Annotated in this window: 16 protein-coding genes; 7 read left to right on the top strand and 9 right to left on the bottom strand. The window is 68.9% G+C overall.

The genetic code is table 11. The features are described 5' to 3' along the window. Nucleotides 1-14: 14 nt before the first annotated feature. The 8 genes from J8403_RS13315 to eccD all read right to left on the bottom strand — a co-directional run bounded on the left by J8403_RS13315 (nucleotide 15) and on the right by eccD (nucleotide 15,012). Complete coding sequence (locus J8403_RS13315) at nucleotides 15-1,394, bottom strand: M16 family metallopeptidase (protein WP_211123384.1); 1,380 nt, start codon at nucleotides 1,392-1,394, stop codon at nucleotides 15-17. Then, entirely contained in the window at nucleotides 1,391-3,646 is a 2,256-nt protein-coding gene (locus tag J8403_RS13320) for a polyribonucleotide nucleotidyltransferase (protein ID WP_211123385.1), read from the bottom strand. Before J8403_RS13320 ends, J8403_RS13315 begins: the two co-directional genes overlap by 4 nt. 393 nt (nucleotides 3,647-4,039) lie before the next feature. Further along, nucleotides 4,040-4,327 (bottom strand): 30S ribosomal protein S15, encoded by a 288-nt coding sequence (rpsO, locus tag J8403_RS13325; protein WP_020868053.1) that lies wholly within the window; start codon nucleotides 4,325-4,327, stop codon nucleotides 4,040-4,042. A gap of 241 nt (nucleotides 4,328-4,568) precedes the next feature. Next, nucleotides 4,569-6,626, bottom strand: a complete 2,058-nt coding sequence (locus J8403_RS13330; RefSeq protein WP_211123386.1) for a serine/threonine-protein kinase — start codon at nucleotides 6,624-6,626, stop codon at nucleotides 4,569-4,571. A gap of 78 nt (nucleotides 6,627-6,704) precedes the next feature. Then, complete coding sequence (locus J8403_RS13335; RefSeq protein ID WP_211123387.1) at nucleotides 6,705-8,894, bottom strand: serine/threonine-protein kinase; 2,190 nt, start codon at nucleotides 8,892-8,894, stop codon at nucleotides 6,705-6,707. Nucleotides 8,895-8,905: 11 nt separating this feature from the next. After that, on the bottom strand, nucleotides 8,906-11,032 hold the full coding sequence (locus J8403_RS13340; protein ID WP_211123388.1) for an outer membrane protein assembly factor BamB family protein: 2,127 nt from the start codon (nucleotides 11,030-11,032) through the stop codon (nucleotides 8,906-8,908). A gap of 23 nt (nucleotides 11,033-11,055) precedes the next feature. Continuing rightward, nucleotides 11,056-13,488 carry an outer membrane protein assembly factor BamB family protein gene (locus J8403_RS13345; protein ID WP_211123389.1) on the bottom strand — a complete coding sequence of 811 codons (2,433 nt, stop codon included), beginning with the start codon at nucleotides 13,486-13,488 and terminating at the stop codon, nucleotides 11,056-11,058. 66 nt (nucleotides 13,489-13,554) lie between these two features. After that, nucleotides 13,555-15,012, bottom strand: coding sequence for a type VII secretion integral membrane protein EccD (gene eccD, locus J8403_RS13350; protein WP_211123390.1), 1,458 nt, complete (start codon nucleotides 15,010-15,012; stop codon nucleotides 13,555-13,557). A 174-nt stretch (nucleotides 15,013-15,186) separates the two neighbouring features. Between eccD and eccCa the strand changes: the two genes are divergently transcribed. From eccCa to J8403_RS13385, 7 genes are all read left to right on the top strand, one after another. Continuing rightward, the gene (eccCa, locus tag J8403_RS13355) at nucleotides 15,187-19,137 is read left to right on the top strand and encodes a type VII secretion protein EccCa (protein WP_211123391.1); all 3,951 of its coding nucleotides are present in this window, start codon (nucleotides 15,187-15,189) and stop codon (nucleotides 19,135-19,137) included. A 94-nt stretch (nucleotides 19,138-19,231) separates the two neighbouring features. Then, a complete protein-coding gene (locus tag J8403_RS13360) occupies nucleotides 19,232-19,705 on the top strand; it encodes a hypothetical protein (protein ID WP_211123392.1) in 474 nt (157 codons plus the stop codon). Between the two features lie 12 nt (nucleotides 19,706-19,717). Next, a complete protein-coding gene (locus J8403_RS13365; protein WP_211123393.1) occupies nucleotides 19,718-22,015 on the top strand; it encodes a hypothetical protein in 2,298 nt (765 codons plus the stop codon). Between the two features lie 31 nt (nucleotides 22,016-22,046). Further along, the gene (locus tag J8403_RS13370) at nucleotides 22,047-22,679 is read left to right on the top strand and encodes a hypothetical protein (RefSeq protein WP_211123394.1); all 633 of its coding nucleotides are present in this window, start codon (nucleotides 22,047-22,049) and stop codon (nucleotides 22,677-22,679) included. A gap of 354 nt (nucleotides 22,680-23,033) precedes the next feature. Next, nucleotides 23,034-23,480 carry a type VII secretion target gene (locus tag J8403_RS13375; protein WP_078644104.1) on the top strand — a complete coding sequence of 149 codons (447 nt, stop codon included), beginning with the start codon at nucleotides 23,034-23,036 and terminating at the stop codon, nucleotides 23,478-23,480. A gap of 47 nt (nucleotides 23,481-23,527) precedes the next feature. Beyond that, the gene (locus J8403_RS13380; protein WP_211123395.1) at nucleotides 23,528-25,837 is read left to right on the top strand and encodes a hypothetical protein; all 2,310 of its coding nucleotides are present in this window, start codon (nucleotides 23,528-23,530) and stop codon (nucleotides 25,835-25,837) included. A gap of 20 nt (nucleotides 25,838-25,857) precedes the next feature. Then, nucleotides 25,858-26,532, top strand: a complete 675-nt coding sequence (locus tag J8403_RS13385; protein ID WP_211123396.1) for a hypothetical protein — start codon at nucleotides 25,858-25,860, stop codon at nucleotides 26,530-26,532. Between the two features lie 67 nt (nucleotides 26,533-26,599). Here J8403_RS13385 and J8403_RS13390 read toward each other — a convergent pair whose 3' ends face one another. Continuing rightward, nucleotides 26,600-26,911, bottom strand: coding sequence for a WXG100 family type VII secretion target (locus J8403_RS13390; protein ID WP_211123397.1), 312 nt, complete (start codon nucleotides 26,909-26,911; stop codon nucleotides 26,600-26,602). Nucleotides 26,912-26,950: the final 39 nt, after the last annotated feature.

Genomic DNA, 26,950 nt, shown 5'->3' on the forward strand with positions numbered 1-26,950 from the left:
GGCTTCGGCACGGGCTAGGCGACGGCCTCGTCCAGCCGGGCCGCCTGCTTGTCCTTCAGCGGGCCGATGACGGACAGCGAGGGACGCTGCCCCAGTACATCGCGCGCCACCTGGCGCACCTCGTCCGGGGTGACCGCCGCGATCCGCTCGAGCATGTCGTCCACCGACATCTGCTCGCCCCAGCACAGCTCGCTCTTGCCGATCCGGTTCATCAGCGCGCCGGTGTCCTCCAGGCCCAGCACGGTGGAGCCGGCGAGCTGGCCGACGGCGCGCCGCAGCTCCTCGTCGCTCAGCCCGTTCTCCGCGACCTGGGTGAGCTCGTCACGGCAGATCTTGAGGACGTCGTGCACCTGGTTCGGACGGCAGCCGGCGTAGACGCCGAAGAGTCCGCAGTCGGCGAAGCTGGAGGTGTAGGAGTAGACGCTGTAGGCGAGCCCGCGCTTCTCCCTGACCTCCTGGAAGAGCCGGGAGCTCATACCGCCGCCGAGCGCGGTGTTGAGCACCCCGAGCGCCCAGCGGCGGTCGTCGGTGCGCGGGATGCCGGGCATCCCGAGGACGACATGGGCCTGCTCGGTCTTGCGGTTCAGCAGCCCGACCTTGCCGGCCGTACGGATCGCACGGATGCCGGAGCGCGGGGCGACCGGGACCGCGTCGGTGCGGGACAGGGCGCCCGCCGCGTCGAACGCCGCGTGCACCTGGCGCACCACGTCGTCGTGGTCCACATTGCCCGCGGCGGCGACGACCAGATGCGTCGGGTCGTAGTGCTTCCGGTAGAAGCGGGCGATCTGGTCGCGGCCCAGGGCGTTGACGGTGTCGACGGTGCCCAGGACCGGGCGGCCGAGCGGGGTGTCGCCGAGCATGGTGTGGGCGAACAGGTCGTGCACACAGTCGCCCGGGTCGTCCTCGGTCATCGCGATCTCTTCGAGGACGACACCGCGCTCCGCGTCCACGTCCGCCGCGCCGATCACCGAGCCGGTCAGCATGTCGCAGACGACGTCGATGGCCAGCGGCAGATCGGTGTCCAGCACCCGCGCGTAGTAGCAGGTGTACTCCTTGGCGGTGAACGCGTTCATCTCGCCGCCGACCTCGTCGATGGCGGCGGAGATGTCCAGCGCGCTGCGCCGCCGGGTGCCCTTGAAGAGCAGGTGCTCCAGATAGTGGGTGGCCCCGCCGAGCGTCGGGGTCTCGTCGCGCGAGCCGACGTGCGCCCAGATGCCGAAGGTCGCCGAGCGCACGGACGGGAGGGTCTCGGTGACGACGCGCAAGCCCCCGGGGAGGGTCGTCTTGCGGACCGTGCCGATGCCGTTCTCGCCCTCGAGAAGCGTTTGGGTACGGGCGACGGCCCGCGCCTCCGAGGAGGTGCGGGCCGTCGTCTCGTCGTCGCGGGACGTCACTTGGCGGCTTCGTCCTTCGTCTGGGGCTGCGCTTCGGCGCCGGCCTCGTCCGCGTTCGCGTCGGAGCCCTCCTCGTCCTCGAGGACCGGGATGAGGGAGAGCTTGCCGCGCTGGTCGATCTCGGCGATCTCGACCTGGACCTTGGCGCCGACCTTCAGCACGTCCTCGACGTTCTCCACGCGCTTGCCACCGGCCAGCTTGCGGATCTGCGAGATGTGCAGCAGGCCGTCCTTGCCCGGGAGCAGGGAGACGAAGGCACCGAAGGTGGTGGTCTTCACGACCGTGCCCAGGTAGCGCTCGCCGACCTCCGGCATGGTCGGGTTGGCGATGCCGTTGATGGTCGCGCGGGCGGCCTCGGCGGCCGGGCCGTCGGCGGCACCGATGTAGATGGTGCCGTCGTCCTCGATGGTGATGTCGGCGCCGGTGTCCTCCTGGATCTGGTTGATCATCTTGCCCTTGGGGCCGATGACCTCACCGATCTTGTCGACCGGGATCTTGACGGTGATGATCCGCGGCGCGTTGGGGGACATCTCGTCCGGGACGTCGATGGCCTCGTTCATCACATCGAGGATGTGCAGCCGGGCGTCGCGGGCCTGCTTGAGGGCCGCGGCCAGCACGGACGCCGGAATGCCGTCCAGCTTGGTGTCCAGCTGCAGCGCGGTGACGAACTGCTTGGTGCCGGCGACCTTGAAGTCCATGTCGCCGAAGGCGTCCTCCGCACCGAGGATGTCGGTGAGGGTGACGTAGTGGGTCTCGCCGTCGATCTCCTGGGAGATCAGGCCCATGGCGATGCCCGCGACCGGCGCCTTCAGCGGCACACCGGCGTTGAGCAGCGACATCGTCGAGGCGCAGACCGACCCCATGGAGGTCGAGCCGTTGGAGCCGAGCGCCTCGGAGACCTGGCGGATGGCGTACGGGAACTCCTCGCGCGTCGGCAGCACCGGCAGCAGCGCGCGCTCGGCCAGGGCGCCGTGGCCGATCTCGCGGCGCTTGGGGGAGCCGACGCGGCCGGTCTCACCGGTGGAGTACGGCGGGAAGTTGTAGTTGTGCATGTAGCGCTTGCGCGTCTCGGGCGCGAGCGTGTCCAGCTGCTGCTCCATGCGGAGCATGTTCAGCGTGGTGACGCCCAGGATCTGGGTCTCGCCGCGCTCGAACAGCGCCGAGCCGTGGACCCGCGGAATCGCCTCGACCTCGGCGGCGAGCGTACGGATGTCCGTGACGCCGCGGCCGTCGATGCGCTTCTTCTCCTTGATGACGCGCTCGCGCACCAGGGTCTTGGTCAGCGCGCGGTACGCGGCGGAGATCTCCTTCTCGCGCCCCTCGAACTGCGGCAGCAGCTTCTCGGCGGCCAGACCCTTGACCCGGTCCAGCTCGGCCTCGCGCTCCTGCTTGCCCGGGATCGTCAGCGCCTGGGCCAGCTCGTCGCGGACGGCGGCGGTCAGCGCCTCCAGGACGTCGTCCTGGAAGTCGAGGAAGATCGGGAACTCGGCGGTCGGCTTGGCGGCCTTGGCGGCGAGGTCCGCCTGCGCCTTGCACAGGACCTTGATGAAGGGCTTCGACGCCTCCAGGCCGGCGGCGACGATCTCCTCGGTGGGAGCCTCGGCGCCGTCCTTGACCAGCTGGATGGTCTTGTCGGTGGCCTCGGCCTCGACCATCATGATCGCGACATCGCCGTCTTCCAGCACCCGGCCGGCGACGACCATGTCGAAGACGGCCTCCTCCAGCTCGGAGTGGGTCGGGAAGGCCACCCACTGGCCCTTGATCAGGGCGACGCGGGTACCGCCGATGGGGCCGGAGAAGGGCAGGCCCGCCAGCTGCGTGGAGCAGGAGGCGGCGTTGATCGCGACCACGTCGTAGAGGTGGTCGGGGTTGAGCGCCATGACCGTCTCGACGACCTGGATCTCGTTGCGCAGGCCCTTCTTGAAGGACGGGCGCAGCGGGCGGTCGATCAGACGGCAGGTGAGGATCGCGTCCTCGGAGGGGCGGCCCTCACGGCGGAAGAACGAGCCGGGGATGCGCCCCGCCGCGTACATCCGCTCCTCGACGTCCACCGTGAGCGGGAAGAAGTCGAGCTGGTCCTTGGGGTTCTTGGAAACGGTGGTGGCCGACAGCACCATGGTGTCGTCGTCCAGGTAGGCCACGGCCGAACCGGCGGCCTGACGGGCCAGGCGGCCCGTCTCGAAACGGATGGTGCGGGTGCCGAAGGTGCCGTTGTCGATGACTGCTTCGGCGTAGTGGGTCTCGTTCTCCACCAGGGAAATCTCCTCTTCTGCGTCCCTCGTCCGTGTGACGGTGGACGGTGGTGGAGCAGCGCCCCTGGCCTTGCGGGCCGGCGGCCGGGCCGGTCTTCGATCGAAGCCACCGGAATTGCCAGTTCCGGGGGCCACTACCGAGGACCGGCTCCTGTGGCGCCGGTGCGGCGGGAATGAGGCGCTCCTCCTCGTTCGTTATGGCGTTGTTGGGACCAGACTACAAAGCTTCGGCCGTCATCACGACGGCTGTGCTCTCCGGCCCCTACGGTACGTAGCGCACTGGCTACGTACCGGCGTGAAGGCCGTACGGGTCACCTTTGGCTGAAACCGTACGTCGCCGTGTATGGCAAAGGGAGCGGCCCCCGTAGCGGGAACCGCTCCCTCCTTGGCGTCTTACTTGGCGCCCGCCGCACCCCGGCGGATGCCCAGGCGCTCGACCAGCGCACGGAAGCGCGTGATGTCCTTCTTCGCCAGGTACTGCAGCAGCCGGCGGCGCTGGCCGACCAGGAGCAGCAGACCACGGCGGGAGTGGTGGTCGTGCTTGTGGGTCTTGAGGTGCTCGGTCAGGTCGGAGATGCGGCGCGTGAGCAGCGCGACCTGGACCTCGGGGGAGCCGGTGTCGCCCTCCTTGGTGGCGAACTCGGTCATGATCTGCTTCTTCGTAGCGGCGTCGAGCGACACTCGGTACTCCTTGTTCGTATCAGCCGCCGAGTGCCCCTGGTCGTTGTCTCAGGGGATCTTCCGTGACTCGGGAGGCGGGGTCCGCTGGGCGCTGTCTCCCGAGACTCGGGGCCTCCGGGGACGCGTACGCAAACGGCCAGCACACAGAGTACCAGCGTCTTGGCGGGGGGTGGGCGGGAGGTTGGGGGGCGGGATGGGGAAGGGCGCGTGAGGAGGGCGCGCTGGGGGTGGGGCGGTGGGGTCAGAAGACGGGCATGGCGGTCAGGGTGCCGGACTGCAGTGCGAACACGCGGTTCCCGGCTGCCGCGAGCCGCCATCCTCCCTCGGCCCCCGGCGCGTACGGCCAAGCGATGCTTCCGCTGCGGACATCGACCGCCACCACACCCTGGTCCCCGCGCATGTCGACAGCCGCCCACACGCTGCCGCCCTCGGCGACGGGGGCGTCAAGCGGACGATCGTCGGCCGCGAACGGCAGCGTCCACGTCTCCGCCCCGTCATCCGCCCGCCGCGCCGAGAGGTCGCTTCCGTCCACGGCGTACACCACGCCCTTCCGAACGGCCGGCGCGCTCCAGCCGCTCCCGCCCTGTCCGGCGCGGGCCCACTTCTCCTCACCACTCGCCAGGGCGAGGGCCCTCAGACTCTTCCCTCCGAGGTACACGACGCCGTCCGCGGCGGCGGGGGTGAGGGCGGAGGTGGTCCCCTGCTGATGCGGGCCCCACGCGGTCCTGCCCGTGCGGGTGTCGAGGGCGGCCACGCGGCCGTCCGATCCGTGGATCACCAGGCGCCCCTCGGCGACCACCGCTTCGGCCGGTGCCTTGGCGGATGTGCTCACGGGCGCCGGGACCGTCCACAGAGTGCTGTGCGAGGTGAGGTCCACGGCGCGTATCCCACCGCCGCGTGTGGCGAGGTACGCCGCGCTCTCGTCGGCGCCGAGCAGCACCGCCACGTCGGCACGCGGCGCCGACCACCGCTTCCTGCCGTCCTTGGTGCCCAGCGCGAGCAGCGCCCCCTTGGTGTCGGTCGTAAGGATGACGTCGTCGGACGCGGCGAGCACGCGGGCGGTGACGGCGGCGGTGCGTTCGGAGGTCCACCGCCGCTCCCCGCTCCGCACGTCGTACGCGCGCAGAGCACCGCTCGGAGTCGCGACGACCACGAGGTCGTGGACGGGCAGCGGAGCGGGCAGAGCGGTGCCGGACGTCTCCGCTACGCGGACCGGACCCCACAGCGGCTGTGGGGCCGTTCCTTCGTCATAGCGCGACAGCGGCTCGGCCTCCCAGGGCCGCCCGCCGGCCTCCGCCTCGTCACCGCGCAGCAGCCACCACGCGACGCCTCCACCACCCGCCGCGAGCACGGTGCCGCCGGCGGCGAGCGTGCCGATGAGCCGCCGCCGGGAGGGGCCCGTACGGTCGCCGGGCAGCGCGGCCATGCGCCGGGCATCCGCCTCGCGCCGTGCGATGTCCTGCGCGAGCGGTCCGCTCTTCCAGGCCCGGTCCGCGCCGCGGGGCGGCGCCAGCGCCTGGCCGATCCAGTCGAGACCGGGGCGGCCCCTGGGGTCCTTGGACAGACAGGGCTCGACCAGAGGCCGCAGTGCGCCGGGCACCGAGCCCAGCTCCGGTTCGCCGTGCACCACCTGGTACTGCACGGCGGCCACATGGCCGCCTTCGTAGACCGGTCGTCCGCCCGCCGCGTAGGCGAGGACCACGCCGAGGGAGAACACATCACCCGCGGGCCCGGTCCGCTGCCCCAGCACCTGCTCGGGCGCGGCGTAGCCGGGGGTGGCGACGGTCTGTCCCGTGGTGGTCAGGGTCAGCCCGTGCTCGGGCCGGGCGATCCCGAAGTCGATGACCCTCGGGCCGCGGGAGGTCAGCACGATGTTGGACGGTTTGAGGTCGCGGTGGACCAGCCCGGCACCGTGGATGTCGTGGAGCGTGCGGACGAGCGCGGCTCCCAACGCCCTTACGGCGGGCTCCTCCAGGGCGCCGTACCGCTCGACGGCCTGGTCGAGCGTGGGCCCGGCGAGGAACTCCGTGGCGATCCACGGCCGCCCGCCCTCGGTCTGCGCCGCGAGCACCCGCGCCACACCGTCGCCCCGCACGGCCTGGGCCGCATGCGCCTCGCGCACGAAACGCTGGGCCATGTGGGGATCGTGAGCCACTTCGGGCCGCAGTACCTTCACGGCGGCCGTCCGGCCCTGCCCGTCCCGCCCGAGGTAGACCTGGCCCATGCCGCCCGCGCCCAGAACGCCGATGAGGCGGTACGGGCCCAGGCGCAGCGGATCGCCGGTGCCGAGGGGTTTCATGACGAAGGGTCTCCTGGTCGATGGGGGCTGGTCGGGATCAACGAGGCCGCGGGGCGGCCGGGCGGACCGCGTGCCAGGTCATTCCAGCGGGATGGCGCATACGGTCTTGCCACTGGTGATGACGACCAGGCCCGCGCGCCGGTGGGCCCGCATCACGGAGGCGGATACGCCGTCCTTGTCACCGGAAGGGCCCTGGAAGGTCCACGCCGCGCGATGGGTGCGGAGGTCGACAGCCCTGGCCCATCGGTCCTTCTCCGGCGAGCCGTAGAAGTACTTCTCGCCGACGACCGGAGTGGATTCATAGGCTTCGGAGGCGGTCGCCCGGTCGGCTCCCGCCCTCTCCTGCCACAGCAGCCGTCCGCTCTTCGCGTCCAGGGCGATGAGGCCGCTCCGCCGCTCGACGCTGTAGACCACACCGTCCTTGACGACCGGCGGGCCGTAGTGCTCCATGCTCGGGTCGTAGCTCTCCCCGGATGTCCGCTGCGCGCCGAACCGCCATGCGGTCGCGCCGTCGGTGGTGCGCAGTGCGAGAAGCTCCCGCCCACCGGTGAAGAGGTGGTCTTCGGTGACGGCGAAGCACCTGTCCAGGGCGATCACCGCGTCCGTTCCGAGCGGAATCCGCTTCGACCAGCGCTGGTCCCCGTCGCGTGGGTCGATCGAGATGGCCTCCTCCCCCGAGAAGCGCAGGAGTGAGGCACCGGCGGTTACCGCGGCGATGGGATCGCTGGTCCCCGCGGCGATGGCACGGCTCCACCGTCGTTTCCCGGTACGCAGACTGATGGCCAGCCGCTTCTCTCCGCCCTTCGCGTATCCCTCGGCGAACAAGGTGCCGTCCGTCACGGCGAGAAGTTTCGGCTCGAGGCCCAGGGAGCCGGTACGGGCGATCGGGGTTCCGAGATTGCCCGTCTCCAGGTTGACGGGAGCGATCGTGGTGGCGTCGCTCCCGTCGTCCGCCTCGCAGGCGAGGAGCCGGTCCCCGTCGACGACGACGGGGACGGTTCGGTCGCTCTCGCCCCGCTTTTCGCCCGTCCTCGCGTCCACGCAAAGGAATCCGTTGTCATGGACGATCACGACATGGTCGCCGACGATCAGGGACTTGACATCCGTGGTCGCCCCGGAGACCGACATCTTCCACAGCAGACGTGGTCCCGCACCGGCAGGGCGCCGGGTGGAGCGGGGCGCCGCGGCCGTACCGCCGTCGGATCCGTCCGGCCCGAACCAGGCCCAAGCCCCGGCCGCCCCGCCGGCCACGAGCGCACCGCCGCCCACCGCCGCGATCAGCTTCCGCCGGGAGAGTGCGGCTCCCACCCGCCGCGGCCCGGCGGTCTCGGTATGGGGCTCTGCCCGGGGAGCCGGGAGCCTGCCGGGCCGGACCTCCCATACGGCCGTGCAGCGCCGGGCGATCTCCGCGAGGACCGGGTCCGGCAGGTGGTCCGCGAACCGCCGGAGGTCATCGGCGTGATCGGTGCCCGCGCGGAGCCACTCCCCCAGCTCCAGCGTGCCGGGCCGCGCTCCGGGATTCTTGACGAGACACGGCGCCAGCGTCGCCCTCAGCCCCTCCGGCAGCCCGGACAGGTCGGGCTCGGCGTACCGCACCCGGTAGAGCAGATCGGCGGGCTGTCCGCTGCCGAAGGGCGGGCGGCCGGTGGCCGCGAAGACGAGCACTCCGGCGAGGGCGAACACATCGCCCGCGGCCGCGTGTTCACCACCGGCCACCTGTTCGGGCGACATATAGGCGGGCGTTCCGGCCGCCGCGCCCGTACGGGTCAGCCGGTCGTCGCCCGCCGCACGGGCGATGCCGAAGTCGATGACCTTGGGGCCGAGGGCGGTCAGCAGGATGTTGGAGGGCTTGAGGTCGCGGTGGACCACATCGGACCGGTGCAGCTGGGCGAGCGCCTCGCACAGGGCGGCTCCGAGCGCCCGTACGGCCCGTTCGGGCAGGGCGCCACAGAGCGCGACCGCGTCGTCCAGCGGCGGGCCGAGGACGTATTCGGTGGCGAGCCAGGGTGTCGGGGCAAGGGGATCGGCGTCGATGACCTGTGCGCCGTACTGTCCGCCGATGACGCGTGCCGCGTCGGTCTCCAGCTGGAACCGGGCACGGAATTCGGCCTGCCCGGCGTACTGGGTGTGCACGGTCTTGAGGGCGACCATCCGTCCCCTGGGCGAGCGGCCGAGGTAGACGGTGCCCATTCCGCCGCCGCCGAGCCGGGCGAGAAGGGTGTACGAACCCAGCGCTCGCGGATCGTCATGGGTGAGAGGAGAGACCATCGGTATCCGTATCAGTCCACTGGCAGTGCGTAGAGGATGGTGCCGTTCAGTACGAGGACGATTCCGGGCGCGACGCCCACGACCTGGCCCGGGACCGCGGCCTGTTGGCCCCTTCCGGCGAGCGCCGACCGCCACCGCAGCGAACCGTCCGCCGCGTCCAGGGCCTCGATCTCCGAATCGGTCACCTGGAAGACCGTGGCGCCCGAGTGGCTCACCGCGGTGCCGCCTCTCAACGACGAGGACTCCAGGGGAGCGGCACTTCCGCGCCGCCAACGCGCGCTTCCGCTGCGCACATCGACGGCATAGGTGATGGCGCGGGAATCGGTGGCGTAGAGCGACCGCCCCTGAGCGGCCGGCGTGCCGGACACCCTCCCCTTGGTCGCCATCCGCCAGCGTTCTTCGCCGCCGGCGATGTGGAACGCCCTCAGCACATGGTCGTCGCAGGAGACCAGGAGATCTCCCGGAGCCACCAGACGCTGCTCGGCGCTCTCGTCCTTCATCCCGGGGAACTTCCGGGTCCACAGCTTCCGGCCGCTACGGCGGTCGAGTGCCAGGTACGAGGAGGCGTCCTCGCCCGCGTCGTCCCCTTGGCTCGGCAGCAGCAGCATCGTGCTGTGCCACAGCGCGGTGGTCGTGCCGTCTCCGCGATAGGGAGCGGGAAGCGGCGTGCTCCATATCGCCTTGCGCCGCACGGAGTCGTAGGAGACCACCGCATGGTCCCCGCTCTCCGCTCCCCCATCGCCGTACCTCCTGGTCAGGAACCAGCAGATGTCCTTGACGGCCCCGAGGAATTGGTAGATCGCCGGGCCGTCCACTCCGTCGTACCGCCGCTCCACCCCCTTGATGCGGCCCGTGGCGAGCGAGACCAGGGAAAAGGCCGAGGTGTCCGGGGAGACGAACGTCCCGTTGTCGAGCAACGTGAGGGCGGACATGGGATAGAGGTCGTCACGCGACCAGATCTTCTTGCCGGTCCGGAGGTTCAGCGCGGTCACGGAGTCGGTGGTCGAGACAAGGGCGGTCCTGCCACGCCAGAGCAGCGGTGTCTGCTGTGGCTCGCTCCCGATGTCGTGGCGCCACAGCGGAGCGGGCGCGATCCCTCGCCGGTCGGACGCCCCACGGGATCCCGCGCCCTCGCCGGCCGCCCGCCAACCGGCAACTCCGCCCGCCCCGAGCGCGAGGCCGACCGCTCCGGAGAGGCCACCGACGACCAGGGCGCGCCGGAAGTGACGCGGCGGCGCGGCGGCGGCCGCCTCCTCGACGGGCTCGGGGGCCCGCACGGGAACCTCCGCCGGATACGCCGCGGCCTGCCTGGCAAGGGCCGTCGCCACGGCCTCGGGCAGACGGCCGACCGCTTCGGGGGCCGATGCCGCCAGGAGCTCCCCGGCCACCGTGTCCGGCCGGGGCCGCTGCCCGGGCTCTTGGGCGAGACAGGCCGCGAGCAGCTCTCCCAGCGCTTCCGGCAGTGCCGCGCGCGCCGGCTCGGCCACGTCCGGGCGGCCCGTCGCGGCGTAGCAGAGCACGGCGCCCAGCGCGTAGACGTCCCCCGCCGGGCTGGGCCGTTCACCCGCTCGCTGCTCCGGCGGCAGGCTGAAGGCGTCGGCCCCGAGCGGTGCGCCGCGGTCCGGGCCGTGCGGCGTCGCCGCTCGCACCAGTCCGTACCCGGTCAGCCGGGGCCCGTCCGCCATGAGGAGCGTGGCCTGCGGCGATATCCCGGCGTGCACGAGGCCGCTCGCGTGCCAGTGCGCGAGGGCGTGAGCGAGGACCGCGCCGAGCGCGCGCACCGTGAGTTCGGGAAAGGGGCCGTCATACACGGCCAGCGCGGCGGGAAGCGGCAGGGCGGGGAAGCAGGCATACGCGACCCAGGGGAGATCCGCGTCGGGCCCGGCGACATCGATCACGGGGGCGGCCCAAGGCCCGGTCAGGCGACGGGAGTTCGCTGCCTCCGACCGGAACCGCACCCGGTATCCGGGGTCGTCGGCGAGGGTCTCGTGCGGCAGCATCAGCACGGCCGTGCGGCCGGTGCGCTCGTCCCGGACGATACGGCGGCGCGCGTCGTCGGCGTGCCCACCGGCGTCGAGCGTGCCGATGACGCGGTACGGGCCGAGCCGGGTCGGTTCGGCCTCTCGCTGCGGTTCCATTCACTCCTCCCTGGCGTCCTGGCTCAGCTCAACGGCAGGGCGTAGACGCTGCTCCCGCTGACGACGACGGCCAGGTCCTCCGTCACGGCCACCCGGCGCCGAGCCACGACGGATGACCCCTTGTCCGACGCGGCGCCGAGGTCCATGAAGCGCCACCGCAGGGCGCCGTCCTTCGCGTCGAAGGCGTCGACTTCCACGTCATTCGCCGTGAGCACCGTGCGCCCGGACGGATCCACGACCGTGTCGGGTGTGCGGGCCCCGGACAGCGACTTCATCGCGAAGGCGTAGGTGCGCTGCCATCGCACCTCTCCGGTGGCCGTGGAGAGCGCGTGGACCGCGTAGCCTCCGTCGGAGGCGTAGACGACGTCGTCGTGCACGACCGGAGCACCGAAATCCGCGGTGTGCCCGGACCCGGCCTCGCCCTTGGCCCGCACGCTCCACGCGGGCCCGCCACCGTGCTCCAGGCCGTATCCGCGCAGGGTGGTGCTGACAGCGGCGATGAGGGTGCTGCGGCCGTCGGTGGTCACCGGCCGTCCGCCGGTCACGCCGTCATAGGACCGCTTCCACCGCCGCGTCCCCCGGTCCCGGTCGAACGCCTGGAAGGTGTCACCCCGCACGACGAGGGCGTCCTGGGTCAGATACCCCTCGTCGACGCCGGCGGGCAGGGGACTGCGCCAGAGTTCTTCCCGCCCGGTCAGGTCGTAGGCGATCAGGACACGGTCGTCGGCCGAGCCGCTCCCCCGGCCGCCCGCCGCGAGCCAGACGGTCCCGCCCGCGGCCGCCAGCAGGGCGGCGTACGGCGTGCGGCCATCCGGCCGGAAGCTCTTCGGCCGCCACTGGATGTCGCCGGTGCCGGCGGACAGCGCGGCGAGTCCGTCTCCCGGGACCAGGATCGAATCCTTACCGATGGGCAGAAGCCGTCCCCTGGGCCGGACGTGGTCCTGCGTCCAGAGTCGCTTGCCCGTATGGAGGTCGACTCCGGTGACGGCCGCGTCGTTCGCGACGACGGCTACCTTGTCCGCCCAGATGAGCGGAGGGTGTGTCGGCGGTCCGCCGGCCACGTCATGGCGCCACAGCGGTGTGGGCGGGGCGCCGTCGAGCCGACGGCGGGAGTGGCCGGCCGCCGCCAGCCGCTCAGCTGTGGTGGGCGGCGGAGGGTCCTCGTCAGTCGCCATCCACGTCGCACCGCCGCCGAGCGCGATACCCGCCGTGCCACCGGCCGCCCCGATGAGCAGCGTTCGCCTGGACGGGCGTACGGCGTCCTGCCGAGACGGACTCGTGGCAGCGGTCACGCCGCCTGACAGCCGGGTCGGCGCGTGCGGGCCGCCGGGCGTGTCCCCCCTGCCCGCGGCGATGGGTTGGGGCGCGCCGGGCGTCTCTCCCGGAACCGGTGCCCCTTCTCCGAGCGGCGCGTCCGCCGTCGACTCCGCTTCCGCCGGCTCGACCTCCGCCGCCAGCGTCGCCGCGGACTGCTCGGCCAGTGCGACGACCACCGGTGCCGGCAGCCAGCCGGGGCTCAGCAACGCCGCCGCCCCGCGGCTGCCCCCGTCCAGCGCGGTCGAACCGGGCCCGCCGGACGGCACCGGCGCGGGCGGACGCGCTGGCCCGCCGTCGAGGACCGTCGGCGTGGGTCCTGAGGGGCCCGCCGTCACGCCTCCCGGCAGTGGGAACCGCACGCCCCGGGTCAGCCCGTCCGCCAGCGCCGCCGCCGTCGGCCGGTCCGCCGGGTCCGGAGCGAGGCACGGGAGCACGATGCTCCTCAGCTCCTGCGGCAGCTCGCCCGCGCCGGGCAGCCGCCGCCCGGTCATCGCGTACGCCAGGACGGCGCCCAGCGCATAGACGTCCCCCAGCGGCCGCGGGCGCCCGCCCGCCGCCTGCTCCGGAGGCAGGTCGTCGGCGGCCAGCCCGGAAAGGCCCCTCCGCGTCTGCCCGTCCGGCCCCGCTGTCCGCACCGCGCCGAAGCCTCCCAGCCATGGCCCGTCAGCCGTCACGAACACGGTCCCCGGCGTGATCCCCGCGTGGGTGAGGCCCGCCCCGTGGATCTCGGCCAGCGTCTCGGCCAGAGCCGCCCCCAGCGCACATACCGTCCGGATCGGAAGCGGCCCTCCACACACCTGCAATGCGCCCGGCAGCGGCAGCATCGGGCGGTACGGAAGCGCGCTCCAGGGGAGGTCCGACGCGTTGCCGGAGATCTCTGCGGGGGCGAGACAGGAAAGCGGCCGAGTGCCGCCGAGCCGCCGTGCGTTCTCCGCCTCCGTCAGAAAGCGGCCCCGGTACGCCGCGTCGTGGGCGAACTCGGCAGACGGCGTGCTGATCAGGACCGTGCGGACCCCACCGGCACTGCGAGCGAGGAAGAGACGGGCGGCCGCCGGGGGGTCGTCGTCACCGGGAGCCAGCCTCGCGATGAGGTGATACGGCCCGAGCCGCCGCGGGTCGTCCTCCCTCAGCGGCTCCACCCGCGCCTCCCGAACTCCTCGGTCGGCCGTACGGTGGACGGCCCTCCCGGAGGGGTGGCCAGGCTCTCAGCCACTGGTCAGGCTCCGTGCCGAGCTGTAGACGTCCAGCACGGCGAGGCACAGGGGTACCAAAGACAGCAGGAAGGCGCTCTCGGCCAGGTCGGACAGCCGTCCCCAGAAGGGTGACAGGCCCTTCTTCGGAATGACCAGGGCGACGCCGATGATCAAGCCCGCGCCCACGGTCACGGACACCGCGAGCCAGATCGTCCGGATGTCCAGCGGCCCACGGTCGTTCTCGGTCAGGAGCTTGAGGACCGCGTCGGCCGGCGGGTTCAGCGACAGCCCCAGTACGAGCAGGGCCAGGGCGAGCAGACCCGCGCCGAAGACGGCGGCAACCTGGGCGGTGTACCGGAAGAGGCGGGCACGCAGCAGCATCGCCAGACCGGCCGCGAGCGCGAGAAGCTGCGCCCACACCCCCTCGGAGAAACCCAGGACCGCGGCGGCGCCCACGACGACGGCCGAGCAGCCGCCGACCATGCCCAGCAGCATCTCGTGACCGCGCCGGGTCTGGGCGGCGATGCGGTGGATGTCAAGGGGCTCGGCGTCCGGGCCGGTGTCAAGGTCATCGGCCGACGAGTGGGGCGCGGCGTAGCCGATGGGCAGACGGGCGACGCGAGCCGACAGCCCCGGCAGGAAGGCGATCACTCCGATCGCGACCACCGCGCACACGGCGGCCGTCTCGGTGGCACCGCCGTCGGTGAGGATCTCGCAGAAGGTGGCGAGGGTCCCGACACTCGCCGCGAAGACGGCGGCGACGAAAGGAGCGTCGCCACTGGGCATGACGATGACCAGGACGGCCGAGCCGACGAGCACGGTGACGCAGCCGAGCAGGAACTGGAGCCGTCCGACGCCCTCTCCCGCGTCCAGGGCCATGATCCCCGACCCGGCGATCATGAGATGGGGAAGGGCGGCCATACCGAGCGCTATGGCGGAGGCGCGGTCCTCGTACACCCGTGCCCGCATGCCGGCGAGGGCGGTCAACAGCACGCCCACGGCGGCGGCGATGATGCCCGGGAGGCCGTGCATGTCGTGCTTGACGGGATCGGCGAACCAGAGCACGAAACCCATGAGGATGAGGAGCAGCGCCCCTCCGAGCAGCCCCGCGGCCCGCAGGAACCGGTCGTTCCACAGCGTGCGGTCACGCGTGACCGCGGAGGCGATCGCATCGGACACGTCGTCATAGACGGCGGGGGGCAGCGACTCGGCGAAGGGCCGCAGAGCCAGCAGTTCCCCGTCCAGGATCTGCTGGGCGAGGAGAGAACGGCTGCTGTCCAGGACGGTGCCGTCGCGTCGCACCAGGTGATACCCGGTGGGAGCGCCGGTCGGCTGCGTCTGCCCGGTCAGCCGCAGGATCTCCGGGTAAACGTCGGCGACAGGGATGTCCTCCGGGAGGGCGACATCGATCCGGCTGTCGGGTGCGACGACGGTCACCCTGCAGAAACCGGTTGTTGCGGACGTACTCACGTGTGGGGCCCCCTGGTTCGGTCTGCGACATCGCCGGTGTCATGCGCGCGGCGGCCACCCTACCGGGGCTCTGGAGCTGATACGTCGATAGGATCGCTGACTCGCGGAGGGAGGCCGTCGCCACGGGGGTGCCGGACGAGAACTGTCCCTCCGTGTGGAGGGATGAGGGATCCGGTGAGCCAGGTCGTCGTCAAGCGCCAGCCAAGGGCTCTGCCGCCCGAGGTGCCGACCGAGGAACTCCGCCTCGAACCACCCCCGGAACTGCCGCGCGGGCAGCAAGAGGGCATGCTCATGCAGCTGCTCCCCACGCTCGGCATGGGTTCGTCGATGGTCTACTTCTTCATGCCGGGTGCCGCCCCGATGATGAAGATCATGGGCGTCATGATGATGTTCTCCACGCTCGCCATGACCATCGCCATGGTCATGCGGCATCGGCAGGGCTCTCAGGGCCAGCGGGCGGACATGCGTCGCGATTACCTCAAGTACCTCGCGCAGACGCGCCGGACCGTACGGCGCACGGCCCAGCGGCAGCGCGACGCCCAGTTCTATCTGCACCCCGCCCCGGAGCAGCTCTGGTCGATCGTCGCCGAAGGCAGCCGGGTGTGGGAACGGCGGCTGACCGACGACGACTTCGTACAGGTGCGGCTCGGGCTCGGGACGCAGCAGCTCTCCACGCCCCTGATCGCTCCCGAGACCGCCACCGTGGACGAACTGGAGCCGCTGACAGCAGGCGCGATGCAGCGCTTTCTCGCGACCCAGGGGTCACTGGACAACCTGCCCATGGCGGTGTCGCTGCGCGCCTTCTACCACATGACCGTGTCCGGAGCTCCGCAGCAGGTGCACGGGATCGCCAGGGCGCTGATCGCCCAACTGGCCACCCTGCACTCGCCGGAGGACCTCGTCATCGCGACGGTGGCCTCGCGCGGCGCGGCGGAGCAGTGGGAGTGGACGAAGTGGCTCCCCCATGCGCAGGTGCCGGGATCCTTCGACGGCGCGGGCTCGCGGCGGCTGTTCGGCGACTCCCTGGCCGAGGTGGAGGAGCTGCTGAGGGGGCGGCTGGAGGGCCGTACCCGCTTCAGCAGGGACGGGCAGCCGCTCCTCGACCAGCCGCATCTGGTGCTCGTGCTCGACGGCGCGATGGTGCCGCCGGACTCGGCGTTCGCTGCGGCCGAGGGGTTGCAGGGCGTCACCGTCATCGAGGTGGTGGCGGGCGAACTCGACGAGCCGCGCGGCGGTCTGTCGATCGTCGTACGGCCGGGCAAGCTGCAACTGGAGTCGCAGGTCGCCGGATACGACGGCACACCCGACTCGCTGTCCGTGGAGGCGGCGGAGGCGCTCGCGCGGCAGCTCGCCCCGCTGCGCATGGGCGGGGACGACGACGATGAGCCGCTGCTGGCCAACCTCGACTTCACCGAGCTGCTGGGGCTGGGCGACGCCGGTTCGGTGGATGTCTCCCGCACCTGGCGGCCCCGCTCGCTGGCCGAGCGGCTGCGGGTCCCGATCGGGGTCTCCGAGGACGGCTCCCCGGTCATGCTGGACCTGAAGGAGGCGGCGCAGGAGGGTATGGGCCCGCACGGTCTGTGCGTCGGCGCGACGGGCTCGGGCAAGTCGGAGCTGCTGCGCACGTTGGTGCTGGGGCTGGCGGTCACGCATTCGTCCGAGACCCTCAACTTCGTCCTCGCGGACTTCAAGGGCGGCGCCACCTTCGCGGGCATGTCGGAGCTGCCGCATGTGGCCGCGGTGATCACCAACCTCGCGGACGACCTGACGCTGGTCGACCGCATGCGCGACTCGATCACCGGTGAGCTGCAGCGCCGTCAGGAGCTGCTGCGTTCGGCGGGCAATTACGCCAACATGCACGACTACGAGAAGGCGCGGGCGGCCGGAGCCCCACTGGAGCCCCTGGCGTCACTCGTTCTGGTGATCGACGAGTTCAGCGAGCTGTTGACGGCGAAGCCGGACTTCATCGAGATGTTCATCCAGATCGGCCGAATCGGCCGTTCGCTGGGTGTGCATCTGCTGCTCGCCTCGCAGCGGCTGGAGGAGGGCCGCCTGCGCGGCCTGGAGACCTACCTCTCCTACCGCATCGGTCTGCGCACCTTCTCCGCCGCCGAGTCCCGTACGGCCCTGGGCGTGCCGGACGCCTACCACCTTCCCCCCGTGCCCGGCTCCGGCTATCTGAAGTTCGGCACCGACGAGATGACCCGCTTCAAGGCGGCGTACGTCTCCGGCACGTACCGCACGGCCCCCGCGCAATTCGACAGCGCGTCCCTGCCCGTCGAGCGCCGGCCGGTGCTGTTCACGGCCGCCCCGGTCCCGGTGACCTACGCCGCCCTGGATCCGGCGAGGCTGAACGCCCCGGCTCAGCCCGAGGACGACGCGCTGGCCGAGACGGTCCTGGACGTCATCGTGAGCCGCCTGGAAGGCCAGGGCCAGCCCGCCCACCAGGTCTGGCTGCCTCCCCTGGACGAGGCGCCGTCCATGGACGAGCTGCTTCCGCCGCTGGCCCCCACCCGGGAGCGGGGTCTGCAGTCGGCTGACTACGCCAGGCCGGGCGGTCTTGTCGTTCCTCTGGGCCTCATCGACAAGCCGTTCGAGCAGCGGCGCGACATCCTCTACCGCGACTTCTCCGGCGCCGCGGGCCACATGCTGGTGGTGGGCGGCCCGCAGTCCGGCAAGTCCACTCTGATGCGCTCCTTGGTCGCGGGCTTCGCCCTCACCCACACCCCCGCCGAGGTGCAGTTCTACGCACTCGACTTCGGTGGCGGCGGTATGAGTGCCATCGCGGATCTGCCGCATGTGGGCGGGGTCGCCTCCCGCCTGGACCCGGAGAAGGTGCGGCGGACCGTCGCGGAGGTCTCCGGGGTTCTCGCCCGGCGTGAGGAGTACTTCCGCGCCAAGAACATCGACTCCATCGGCACCTACCGGCGCCAGCGGGCGGCAGGGCAACACGCCGACCAGGGCTGGGGCGATGTCTTTCTCATCATCGACGGCTGGGGCAACTTCAAGGCCGAGTACGACATGCTGGAAGGCATCGTCACCGACATCGCCGGCCGAGGGCTCGGCTACGGCGTCCATGTCGTCATCACCGCCTCCCGCAATATGGAGGTCCGCGCGTCGCTGAAGGACCAGCTGCTCAACCGGCTGGAACTGCGTCTCGGCGACACGATGGACTCGGAGTTCGACCGCAAGGTCGCCGCGAACGTCCCGGTCGGCGTCCCCGGCCGCGGGCAACTCCCGGAAAAGCTTCACTTCATGGGCGCTCAGCCGCGTATCGACAAGGGCCACGACCCCAATGGCATGACGGAAGCGACGACCGAACTCGTCCGCGCGGTCAGCGCCGCCTGGTCCGGCCCGCCCGCCCCGCGCGTGCGGTTGCTCCCGCGCAAGCTCCGCGCGGACGAGCTCCCCAAGGGCTTCGAATACCCGCAGCACGGCATTGCGATCGGCATCGACGAGACAAACCTCGAACCGGTATTCATCGATTTCGAGACCGACCCGTTCTTCGTCATCTTCGGCGAAAGCGAGTCGGGCAAGACATCGCTCCTCCGTCTGATCGCCAAGCAGATCATCGAGCGGTACGGTCCGGATGAAGCGAAGATCGTGGTCGGCGACTACCGCCGCTCCCTGCTCGGGGTCATCCCGGACAGCCATCTCCTCGAGTACGCTCCGATCGCGTCCGCACTCGAACTCCACGCCAATGCGCTGAACGGCCTGATGGAGCGACGCGCCCCCAAGCCGGACATCACCCCGCAGCAGCTCCGCGACCGCAGCTGGTGGAGCGGCCCCCAGTTCTTCGTCATCATCGACGACTACGAGCTGGTCTCCACCAGCAGCGGCAATCCGCTGGCAGTTCTGACCGAGAACCTGCCCTTCGCCCGCGACGTCGGCATGCGCTTCATCATCGCCCGCAACTCCGCGGGCTCCTCCCGTTCGATGTTCGAGTCCTTTATGCAGCGCGTGAAGGAACTCGGCGCCCAGGGCATGGTGCTGTCCGGTGACCCGGGCGAGGGCGACGTCTTCGGCGGGGTCCGCCCTCGGCCCATGCCGCCGGGTCGTGGCTTCTTCGTCTCGCGCAAGCGTGGGGTACCGCTGACTCAGGTCGGGTGGCTGCCGGAGCAGTAGCGCTGAACATGGTGGGCGAGACCCCACCCAGTTGCTAGCTTTTGAGGAACAACTGCCGTGCAGACCACGCGGCTTCATACATTTTGGGGGAAGTATGACGTTCGACGACGAGTGGTCCCAGCTTCGGGCCGCGGCCGCGGACAAACAGTCGACACGTATGCGCCTCAACCACGCGGGCAGCGGAGGCGCGGCCAGTACGTCCTCTCGAGGCGATCTGGTCCTGAACCAGGACGACCTGGGCCGGGTGGGCCATGAGGCGTACATACTGCACGGCCGTCTCAAGAAAGCCGGCGACATTACCCGCGGCGCCAAGGACGACGGGTCAACCTCCAAAGCGGCGACCGTCCTCTCCTCACACCACTTCACCATCGGCGATGCTCTGACGACGACAGCGATGGTGTGGAACGATCAGCTCAAGACGCTCCTCCAGGCATGCGCCCATATCTCGAACCATCTCGACTACACGAAAAAGTCGCACACCAATGAGGATGCGAAGATCGCTGCGTCCATGGCACGGAGGGACGGCAGCGCCATGCCGGCCTCCGAAATCTCCAAGTACTACAAGTAAAGGGGACTTGCCATGGCACGCCTGACCTTCGACGACCTTTATCACGTCTCCTTCAGCAGTCTCGGAGCCGCGGCCGACGACTGGAAGGAGATGGTGGACCAGCTCGATACGCTGGCCACCGACGCCGTTGACGGCATGGTGAAACAGGCCGACGCCGCCCGCTGGGCGGGCGCCAACTCCGACGTCACCAAGCCGTTCGTACGCAAGACGGCCAAGGAGTTCGGCGACGCCCACACCGAAGCCAAGGGCATCTGGAGCATGCTCCGGGACGCCCACTCGGACCTCGTCTCGGTCCAGTCGGACCTCAAGAAACTCGTCGATGTCGAGGCCAAGGGCAAGAACGTCCGGGTCACAGGCCTGGACGACGGCACGGTGTACTGCGTCTATCTCCATCAGCGCGGAGACAGCGACCAGCGCACACAGAAACAACTCGACTATCTGGACGACCTGGCGAGCCGGATCAACAACCTCATCGCCAAGGCAGACGAGATCGACAACTCCGTGGCCGGCGCCCTGAAAAAGATCCACGGCAGCGACAGCCACAACTTCGGCCATGCGAAGTACGACTCGCTGGATGACGTCCAGGCCGAACGAGCGGTTCAGCTGGCCAAGAAGAGCCTCGCCAAGTACAAGCAGGGCGAGGAGCTCAGCACCAAGGAGCTCGCAGAGCTGAAGCAACTGCTGTCGGACAACGCCAAGGATCGTGAGTTCACGGTCGACTTCTACAAGTCCCTAGGGCCCAAGGACGCGCTCCGTTTCGAGGCGCAAATCGCCATCGACGCCTCGGCAGAGGGAGACAAGACCCAGCTCAAGCTGGCGCACAGCATTCAAACGAGCATGGGCGTAGCCCTGGCGACCGCTACCGACCCGCCCACGGGCAAGGACAACCCCGACACCGCGTTCCGAGAGAACAAGGACTACCTCGGTAAGGCATGGCAGTCGGAGCTCAAACGGGTCGGCCGAAACAAACTTGAGCTGGGCATCGGGTTCGACCACGCCGAGCCCGTCGGCTATCAGGCCCTCTCGTCCTTGCTGCGACATGGAAACTACGACAAGAGCTTCCTCGTCCCCGTTGCCGAGGACATGGTCACCATCGAACGAAAAGGTGGCGGCTGGCCCATTCCTGACCAGTTCAACGGCGAGAACCACTTCGGCCTCAACCTCGACAAAAAGGGCGGCCCCGGCTGGGACCCGATGACCGGGGTCCTCGAAGCCTTCGGCCAGAGCCCCGAGGCGTCGACCGCGTTTTTCAACGGTTCCACGGGTGAAGGCGCGAACGACGACCTCAAGAAGCTGAGCAACCTTGATTACTTCCTGGGTGACAAGGACGGGAAGAACGGCCGCGAATGGCCTGCGGACAAGACAAGTGGCTACGTCCTGCCGGACGAAAAGAGTAAGACGTTCGGAAAGGATGCACTGGGACACGCTCTCGAGTCCGCCACGACTGGCCGGGCGTATGACAGCGACGGGCCTTCAGTAAAGCACACCCAGGAACGCGCGGATCTATTCCACACAGTGGTGGAAAAAATAGGATCAAACCCAGATCTCGTCAAGGCGGATGGCAGGCTCGCACCGATCGCCGACAGTCTCGGAAATATGTCGGCTGATTACATGCACGACATTCAGAGGGCACTCGCCGGCGGCGACCAAATTGGCTACATCGGGCACTTCGGCGCTGATGCCTATCTTGGTGATTTGAATCAAGGGGGCGGCGAGCTCAGGCAATTCCTACAGGCAACGGCGGAAGACCCCGACGCCTATGCGTCCATCACTCACGCCCAGCAGGCCGTGACCACCGAAATCATCCGAGATGCCATGGCAAACCCTGGTGACGAGACGCTGTCCGCCGTCGCCACACGCGCTGCCGCTCCTGGAGGGGAGCTTTCTGGTATTACCTCCGCGGGCCGGGCTGACGCGATAGCTGCAGCTGACGACAGCGTGGAAAAGATCAATGAATACAACAAGAAGCTAGAGACTGGGAACAAATGGGTATCGCGCGTCGTGGAGATGGGCGTCGGAAGGGTACCCGTGGGCGGCGATATCGTCGGCTGGGCAGTTGAAGACGTCCAGGAAGCCGCCCTCAACCATTACACCAAAGACCCTCAGGAAGCGGCTGACCAGATAGTGGAAAACCGAGAGAACTATCTGAACGGCGAGCGCGAAGCGGCCGCCCAGGCCGCAAAGCAGGCGGTTCTCGACGCAGCACAGCAGGCAGGGCTATCCACTGATCAAGGCAGTCCAGCTGCCGGCGCGGCCGACGATGTATACCAGGAGACCAACTACGCCCATTCGGACGGCCGGTCCCGATGAACGAGATCTCCTCCTCACCGAAAGGCTCAAGGTGCTGAGCTCAACACGCAGTCGAATTATTGCAGCCGCAGCGGCACTGCTTCTCATCTGCGCGGGTACCTGGTGGGCCATTGATGCATCACAGTCGAGCGATGAAGCCATCGAAATCCCGGAAAAGGTCTGCGACGAGCGAGTATCCGGCAAGAGCGTCACAAATCTCTTCCCCAAGAAAGGGGATAAATTCAAGGAAGAGACATATCAATTCGACGCACGGAGGAATTACGGAGACTGCAAGCTCCAGGCTGGAGGAGAAAAGGCGGGTTTCTCCTATATCTACCGGTCAGGCGGCAAGTACCCACGCAAAAGCATCCAGAGCCAGGGGGTCCGGGTCAGTCTGGGTGAAGCATACGGCTACATGAGCAAGCACAATGGAGCCATTTTGTTGTACATACCGTGCGGCACTAACGCGGAGAAAGACACGGGGAGCAGACTGCTCATCACTGCTGGTGCCAGCATGGTCGAACAAGCCAAGGAATCGCAGCAGCTGAACGAGTCAATGAAAGAAATAGGGCCCCTCGCTGCATTTACTGCACAGGCAGCACGGGATATGTCTCGAGGATGGTTCAAGTGCCCGGGCTCCGAGAGTCTTCCAGACGGTCCTGTAGTCATTCACTGGAATGACTAACTGTTCTTGCGGCTAGATGTTCTCCGCAATGCAGCACGTCACCGAGTTTTTCACGCCCTCCCGGGGGCGTCGCCCAACAATGCGAATGCCCCGCATCATGGGCGCTCAGCCCCGTAGCGTCATGATCGCGTCGGCATGGGGCGAGGCGACGGCCCAACTGGTGGCGCCCTCAGCTTCCTCGCCCCGGCCCGCCCGCTCCGCGCGGGTGCGTAGCCCTCTAGAGGACTACGTGGCGGCGTCGCTGCCGGAGCAGTAGCGCGGCATGCGCGAGGGGCTGCGAGCCGCAGAGCCCCCTGCTAGCTTGACGTGGACATCAAGCGAGTTCGCTTTGCAACGTCATTCAACGGGGGAATCATGGCATTCGAGGACGAATGGGCCGACATCAAGGCCGAAGCCGCAAAACAGCAGGAATCCCATATGCGGCTCAACCAGCTCGACGACGGCAACGGCGGCCGGGGCATTCCGCAGAAGAAGCTGAAGGTCACCGCTTCGGTCCTGCGAAACAAGGCCGGCAAGGTCGACCACGTGAGCACCGGCTTCGCCAAAGCGGACAATGAGACCATGACCGAAACCGGTCAGGTGAAGGCGAGCCTCAAGGGCTTCGACTGTGCGGCGGCGTTCGCCACGTTCCAGGAGCGGTGGGGAGCCCAGATGCGCTACGCCCAGGGGCTCCTGTCGCAGGGCCTGGCGGGGCCGCTGAGGGACGCCGCCACTCACTTCGAGGTGACCGACAAGGGCGTCGGCGAGGGGCTTGACCGAGGGAAGAAGCAGGGCGGCGGCCAGGACAAGGTCGCCAGGTAGCACTTGCCCCCTCGGAACGACGGTCCCAGCTCAAGGCGGAAGCACAAATGGTCACATATCACTCGCTCATCACCGTCGACCTCACCCCACTCTCCGAGGCGGTCGGCAAGTGGCGCAACCTGCCCGGCAAGTTCCGACAGGTCGGTACGAATCTGCGCACGGAGGTGGAGACGCCCCTGACCAACTCGGATTGGGAGGGCGAGGCGGCGGAGGCAGCATTCAAGAGGATCCAAAAGGCGGCGAAAGAGATCGAGTTGGCCGCTTGCGAGGCCGAGGACGTCCATAGCCTCCTGCACGACGCACACAAAGCGTTCAAGGAGGCCAAGAAGAAGCTCCTGGAATACAAGAAGGACGTCGAGGACTCGAAGCAACTGGCGATCGACGACACCGGGCACGTCTCCTACAAGCCGACGAACCTTGATGACCTTACGCCGGCAGAACAAGGGATGCAGGCGAAGAACTACCGCGACGTGGTGGCGGACTACAACCGGTACATCAACGAGATCGTCGTCAACGCCACCACGACCGACGAGATCCTGGCCTGGGCGCTGACACAGGACGGCAACGGGCGGGAGGAGGGGTTCTCCGCCGACGGGTACACCAGTACCAAGGACGCCAAGGCCGGTCGCGAGCAGGCACGCAAGGACCTCAAAGATGTCGAGGAGCTGGCGAAGTCCAAGAAGAATCTCAGCGCCACCGAGATCGCGCGGGCGAACACGCTCCTCTCTCGGCACGAAGGCGACCCCTACTTCTCGGAGAAGTTCGCCACCGACCTCGGCCCGAAGGGAACTCTCGAATTCTGGCAGCACGTCACGACCGGCCAGCAATTCGGCGACGAACGCACCAAGAACCTGGAAAAGCTCCAGAAATCTCTCGGCTACACCCTCGCCACCGCCTCTCACTCCAACAGCGATGAGATGAAGCAGTGGAAAAAGGACATCATCAATCTGGGGCCCCGGCGTGTCATGGACACCGACTGGGAGGCCGGGACGAGTACTCCTGGGTCCTACGGCTTTCAGGTGACGAGCAGCCTGCTGCGCTACGGCGAGTACGACAAGGACTTCCTCGTCGACTACGGCAAGGGCTATCCCGATCCGCACAGCAAGGACGGCCGCACCGGCGGCCTGTTCGAGTTCGACCGCAAGCACAAGGACGATCTGAAGGATCTTTACTGGCCCGATGGGTACGAGACCTACGTCAACTTCGGCGAGGACAATGACCACGGAGTCGACCCCATGGCCGGCTACATGGAGTCGCTGGGGCACAACCCCGAGGCGGCGCAGACCATCTTCCACCGCGACCGCTTCGAGCAGGATGCGAGCGTCCCGCCGAACGACGACCTCATGTATCTGCTCAAGGAACGCAAGTGGCTGAACGGAAACTTCTTCGCCGACGACGGTAAGGGATACGGCTACGACGAGCTGGGGCACGCCTTCGAGGCTGCCTCACTGGGGCATCCGTACGACCAGCCCGAGCTGGGGCTCCACCGCAACCCCGCCAGTGTCAATGTCGCGACACAGCTGATCAGTGTGGTCGGCGACAACTCCGGCATCCTCGCGGACAAGCAAGGTCTCAGTGACAGCTTGGCCCGCGTGGGCGCCGGATACATCGACAATCTGGACTGGGCCACCGCCAACCACGGCGATGCCGAATCGGGGGCGAAAACCCGCGACGCGGCTTTCGGCGCACTCGGCCCGTCCGACATCTCCGTCGCCAATGAGACAGCCAAGAACTTCCTGTCGGCGGTCGGCAGGGATGACGGCGGCTACCAGATTCTCTCCGCGGCCCAGCACGACTTCACGACAAACGTTCTCAAGGCCCACCCGAATGCGGACGACCCTCTCACTCTGGCTCTGGGCACCGGGGCGGAGACGCAGGGCATCCTGGACGAGGCTCGCTCGGACGCCATCATGAACGACGCGAACGACAGCAAAGAGGAGAAGGCGAGGAAGCTGTCGGAGGCGGGAGAGTGGCAGAAGTACCGGACGAGCACCGGCATCAGCACCGTCACCAGCCTCGTCACCGTTCCATTCGAGGCGGCCAAGGCCACGCCTTTCGTCACGCCCTTCGTCGACGCCGCCACCGGTGCCATCGATACCCAGGCCGGCATCAACATCGACCGGGAAATCGAGCAGCAGCAGAAGGAGTTCGACGCGAAGGTCGACGCAGACGCTCACAACATGCAGAAGAAGTTCGTCGAAACGAGCCAGCGTCGTTCGGTCAACCCGCTCGACGCCTATATCGCCGGCCATCCTGAACTCGACAACAGCGCTTGGTACAACCAGGCCAGCGAGCGCGTAAAGGCCGGCTACATACGTGGCGTCGGTGACGCCCAGCTGACCGGGAGCGGCAGTTGACGGAGTCGACAGGAGAGATCGTGCACCGCAAGTTTCGCCCGGCTCTGGGGCGACTGGCAGCCCTCGTCTGCACGTCTGTCATTGCCGTGACGGGCTGTGGCGGCGACGGCGAATCCGGGGCCCCGAAGCCCACCTCGAAGTCGGCCTCGAAGCCGACCGCCGGCGCCGGGCTCATCCCTGTCGCCCAGGCCTGTGATGGCCTGTTCGACGAGGCCGTCGCGAAGGAGGCCCGGGAGCCGAACGGGCCCAGCGAGGTCTATCCGGTCAGGACCGAGAGCACCGGTCAGGTGGCGAAGGCGCTGCGGGAGGAGTCGGCCAGGAGAGGCACGCCCGAGGACCTCTGTACCTTGACAAACAAGGCCGAGGGGAAGGAACTGCTCGCCCTCACCGTGGCGTGGACTCCCGACGCACCCCCCTCGGGCCGGTCCGTGCACTACACGACCACCGTCGGCCCGGAGGACGCCGGCAGGCTCCTCGTCGCATGTGACCTCGGCAGCGGCGGCGGGACGGAATCGGGAGGCACTCGTTCCCTGGAGTTCGCCATGCGCGACTACTTCACCGTCAGCGACCACTCCCACGCCAAACTGCTCATCGCCTCGGCGAAGAAGATCACCTCCCAGTTGGACTGCCGCGAAACTCCCGAATTCCCGGACCCGAAGGACGTGGCGCCGCCACCGAAGCCGGGGCTGCGGTAAAACGCGAACATGGGGGTGGGCAACCGCTTCAGCGGTTGCCCACCCCCATGCGCTTGCGACCGGACCGTCAGATGGTGATGTCCTGGAACAGCTGGGCCGACTTCTTGTCGGTCGCGTGGTAGTCCATGCTGCCGGTCCTGACCTTGGTCGCCACCTCTTTGAGCGTGCTCTCGATGTGGTTGGCGCGCGTCTTGAACTGCCTCTCGGCGGCCAGCATCATCTGGTGAGCCTCACCCTCCCAACCCTCGGTCACGGCCTTGACCGAGGCGATGATGGCCTCGATCTGCTGGCTCACCACCCGCGCGCCGCGCTCGAGGTCACCGGCGGTGTCCTCGAGCGAGTTGTATGTGACCTTGATGTCCATCCCGTCACCGGACACTTATGCTCCACCCCTCGTGGTGTCTTGATGGTTGTCGAT

Origin of the sequence: Streptomyces yatensis (assembly GCF_018069625.1) — a bacterium.
GTDB lineage: Bacteria > Actinomycetota > Actinomycetes > Streptomycetales > Streptomycetaceae > Streptomyces > Streptomyces yatensis.

Bases quoted from the DNA above. Each gene is read 5' to 3' on its own strand.
- J8403_RS13330 (WP_211123386.1), bottom strand. From the start codon at position 6,626: ATGAAACCCCTCGGCACCGGCGATCCGCTGCGCCTGGGCCCGTACCGC.
- J8403_RS13335 (WP_211123387.1), bottom strand. From the start codon at position 8,894: ATGGTCTCTCCTCTCACCCATGACGATCCGCGAGCGCTGGGTTCGTAC.
- J8403_RS13340 (WP_211123388.1), bottom strand. From the start codon at position 11,032: ATGGAACCGCAGCGAGAGGCCGAACCGACCCGGCTCGGCCCGTACCGC.
- J8403_RS13360 (WP_211123392.1), top strand. From the start codon at position 19,232: ATGACGTTCGACGACGAGTGGTCCCAGCTTCGGGCCGCGGCCGCGGAC.
- J8403_RS13365 (WP_211123393.1), top strand. From the start codon at position 19,718: ATGGCACGCCTGACCTTCGACGACCTTTATCACGTCTCCTTCAGCAGT.
- J8403_RS13375 (WP_078644104.1), top strand. From the start codon at position 23,034: ATGGCATTCGAGGACGAATGGGCCGACATCAAGGCCGAAGCCGCAAAA.
- J8403_RS13380 (WP_211123395.1), top strand. From the start codon at position 23,528: ATGGTCACATATCACTCGCTCATCACCGTCGACCTCACCCCACTCTCC.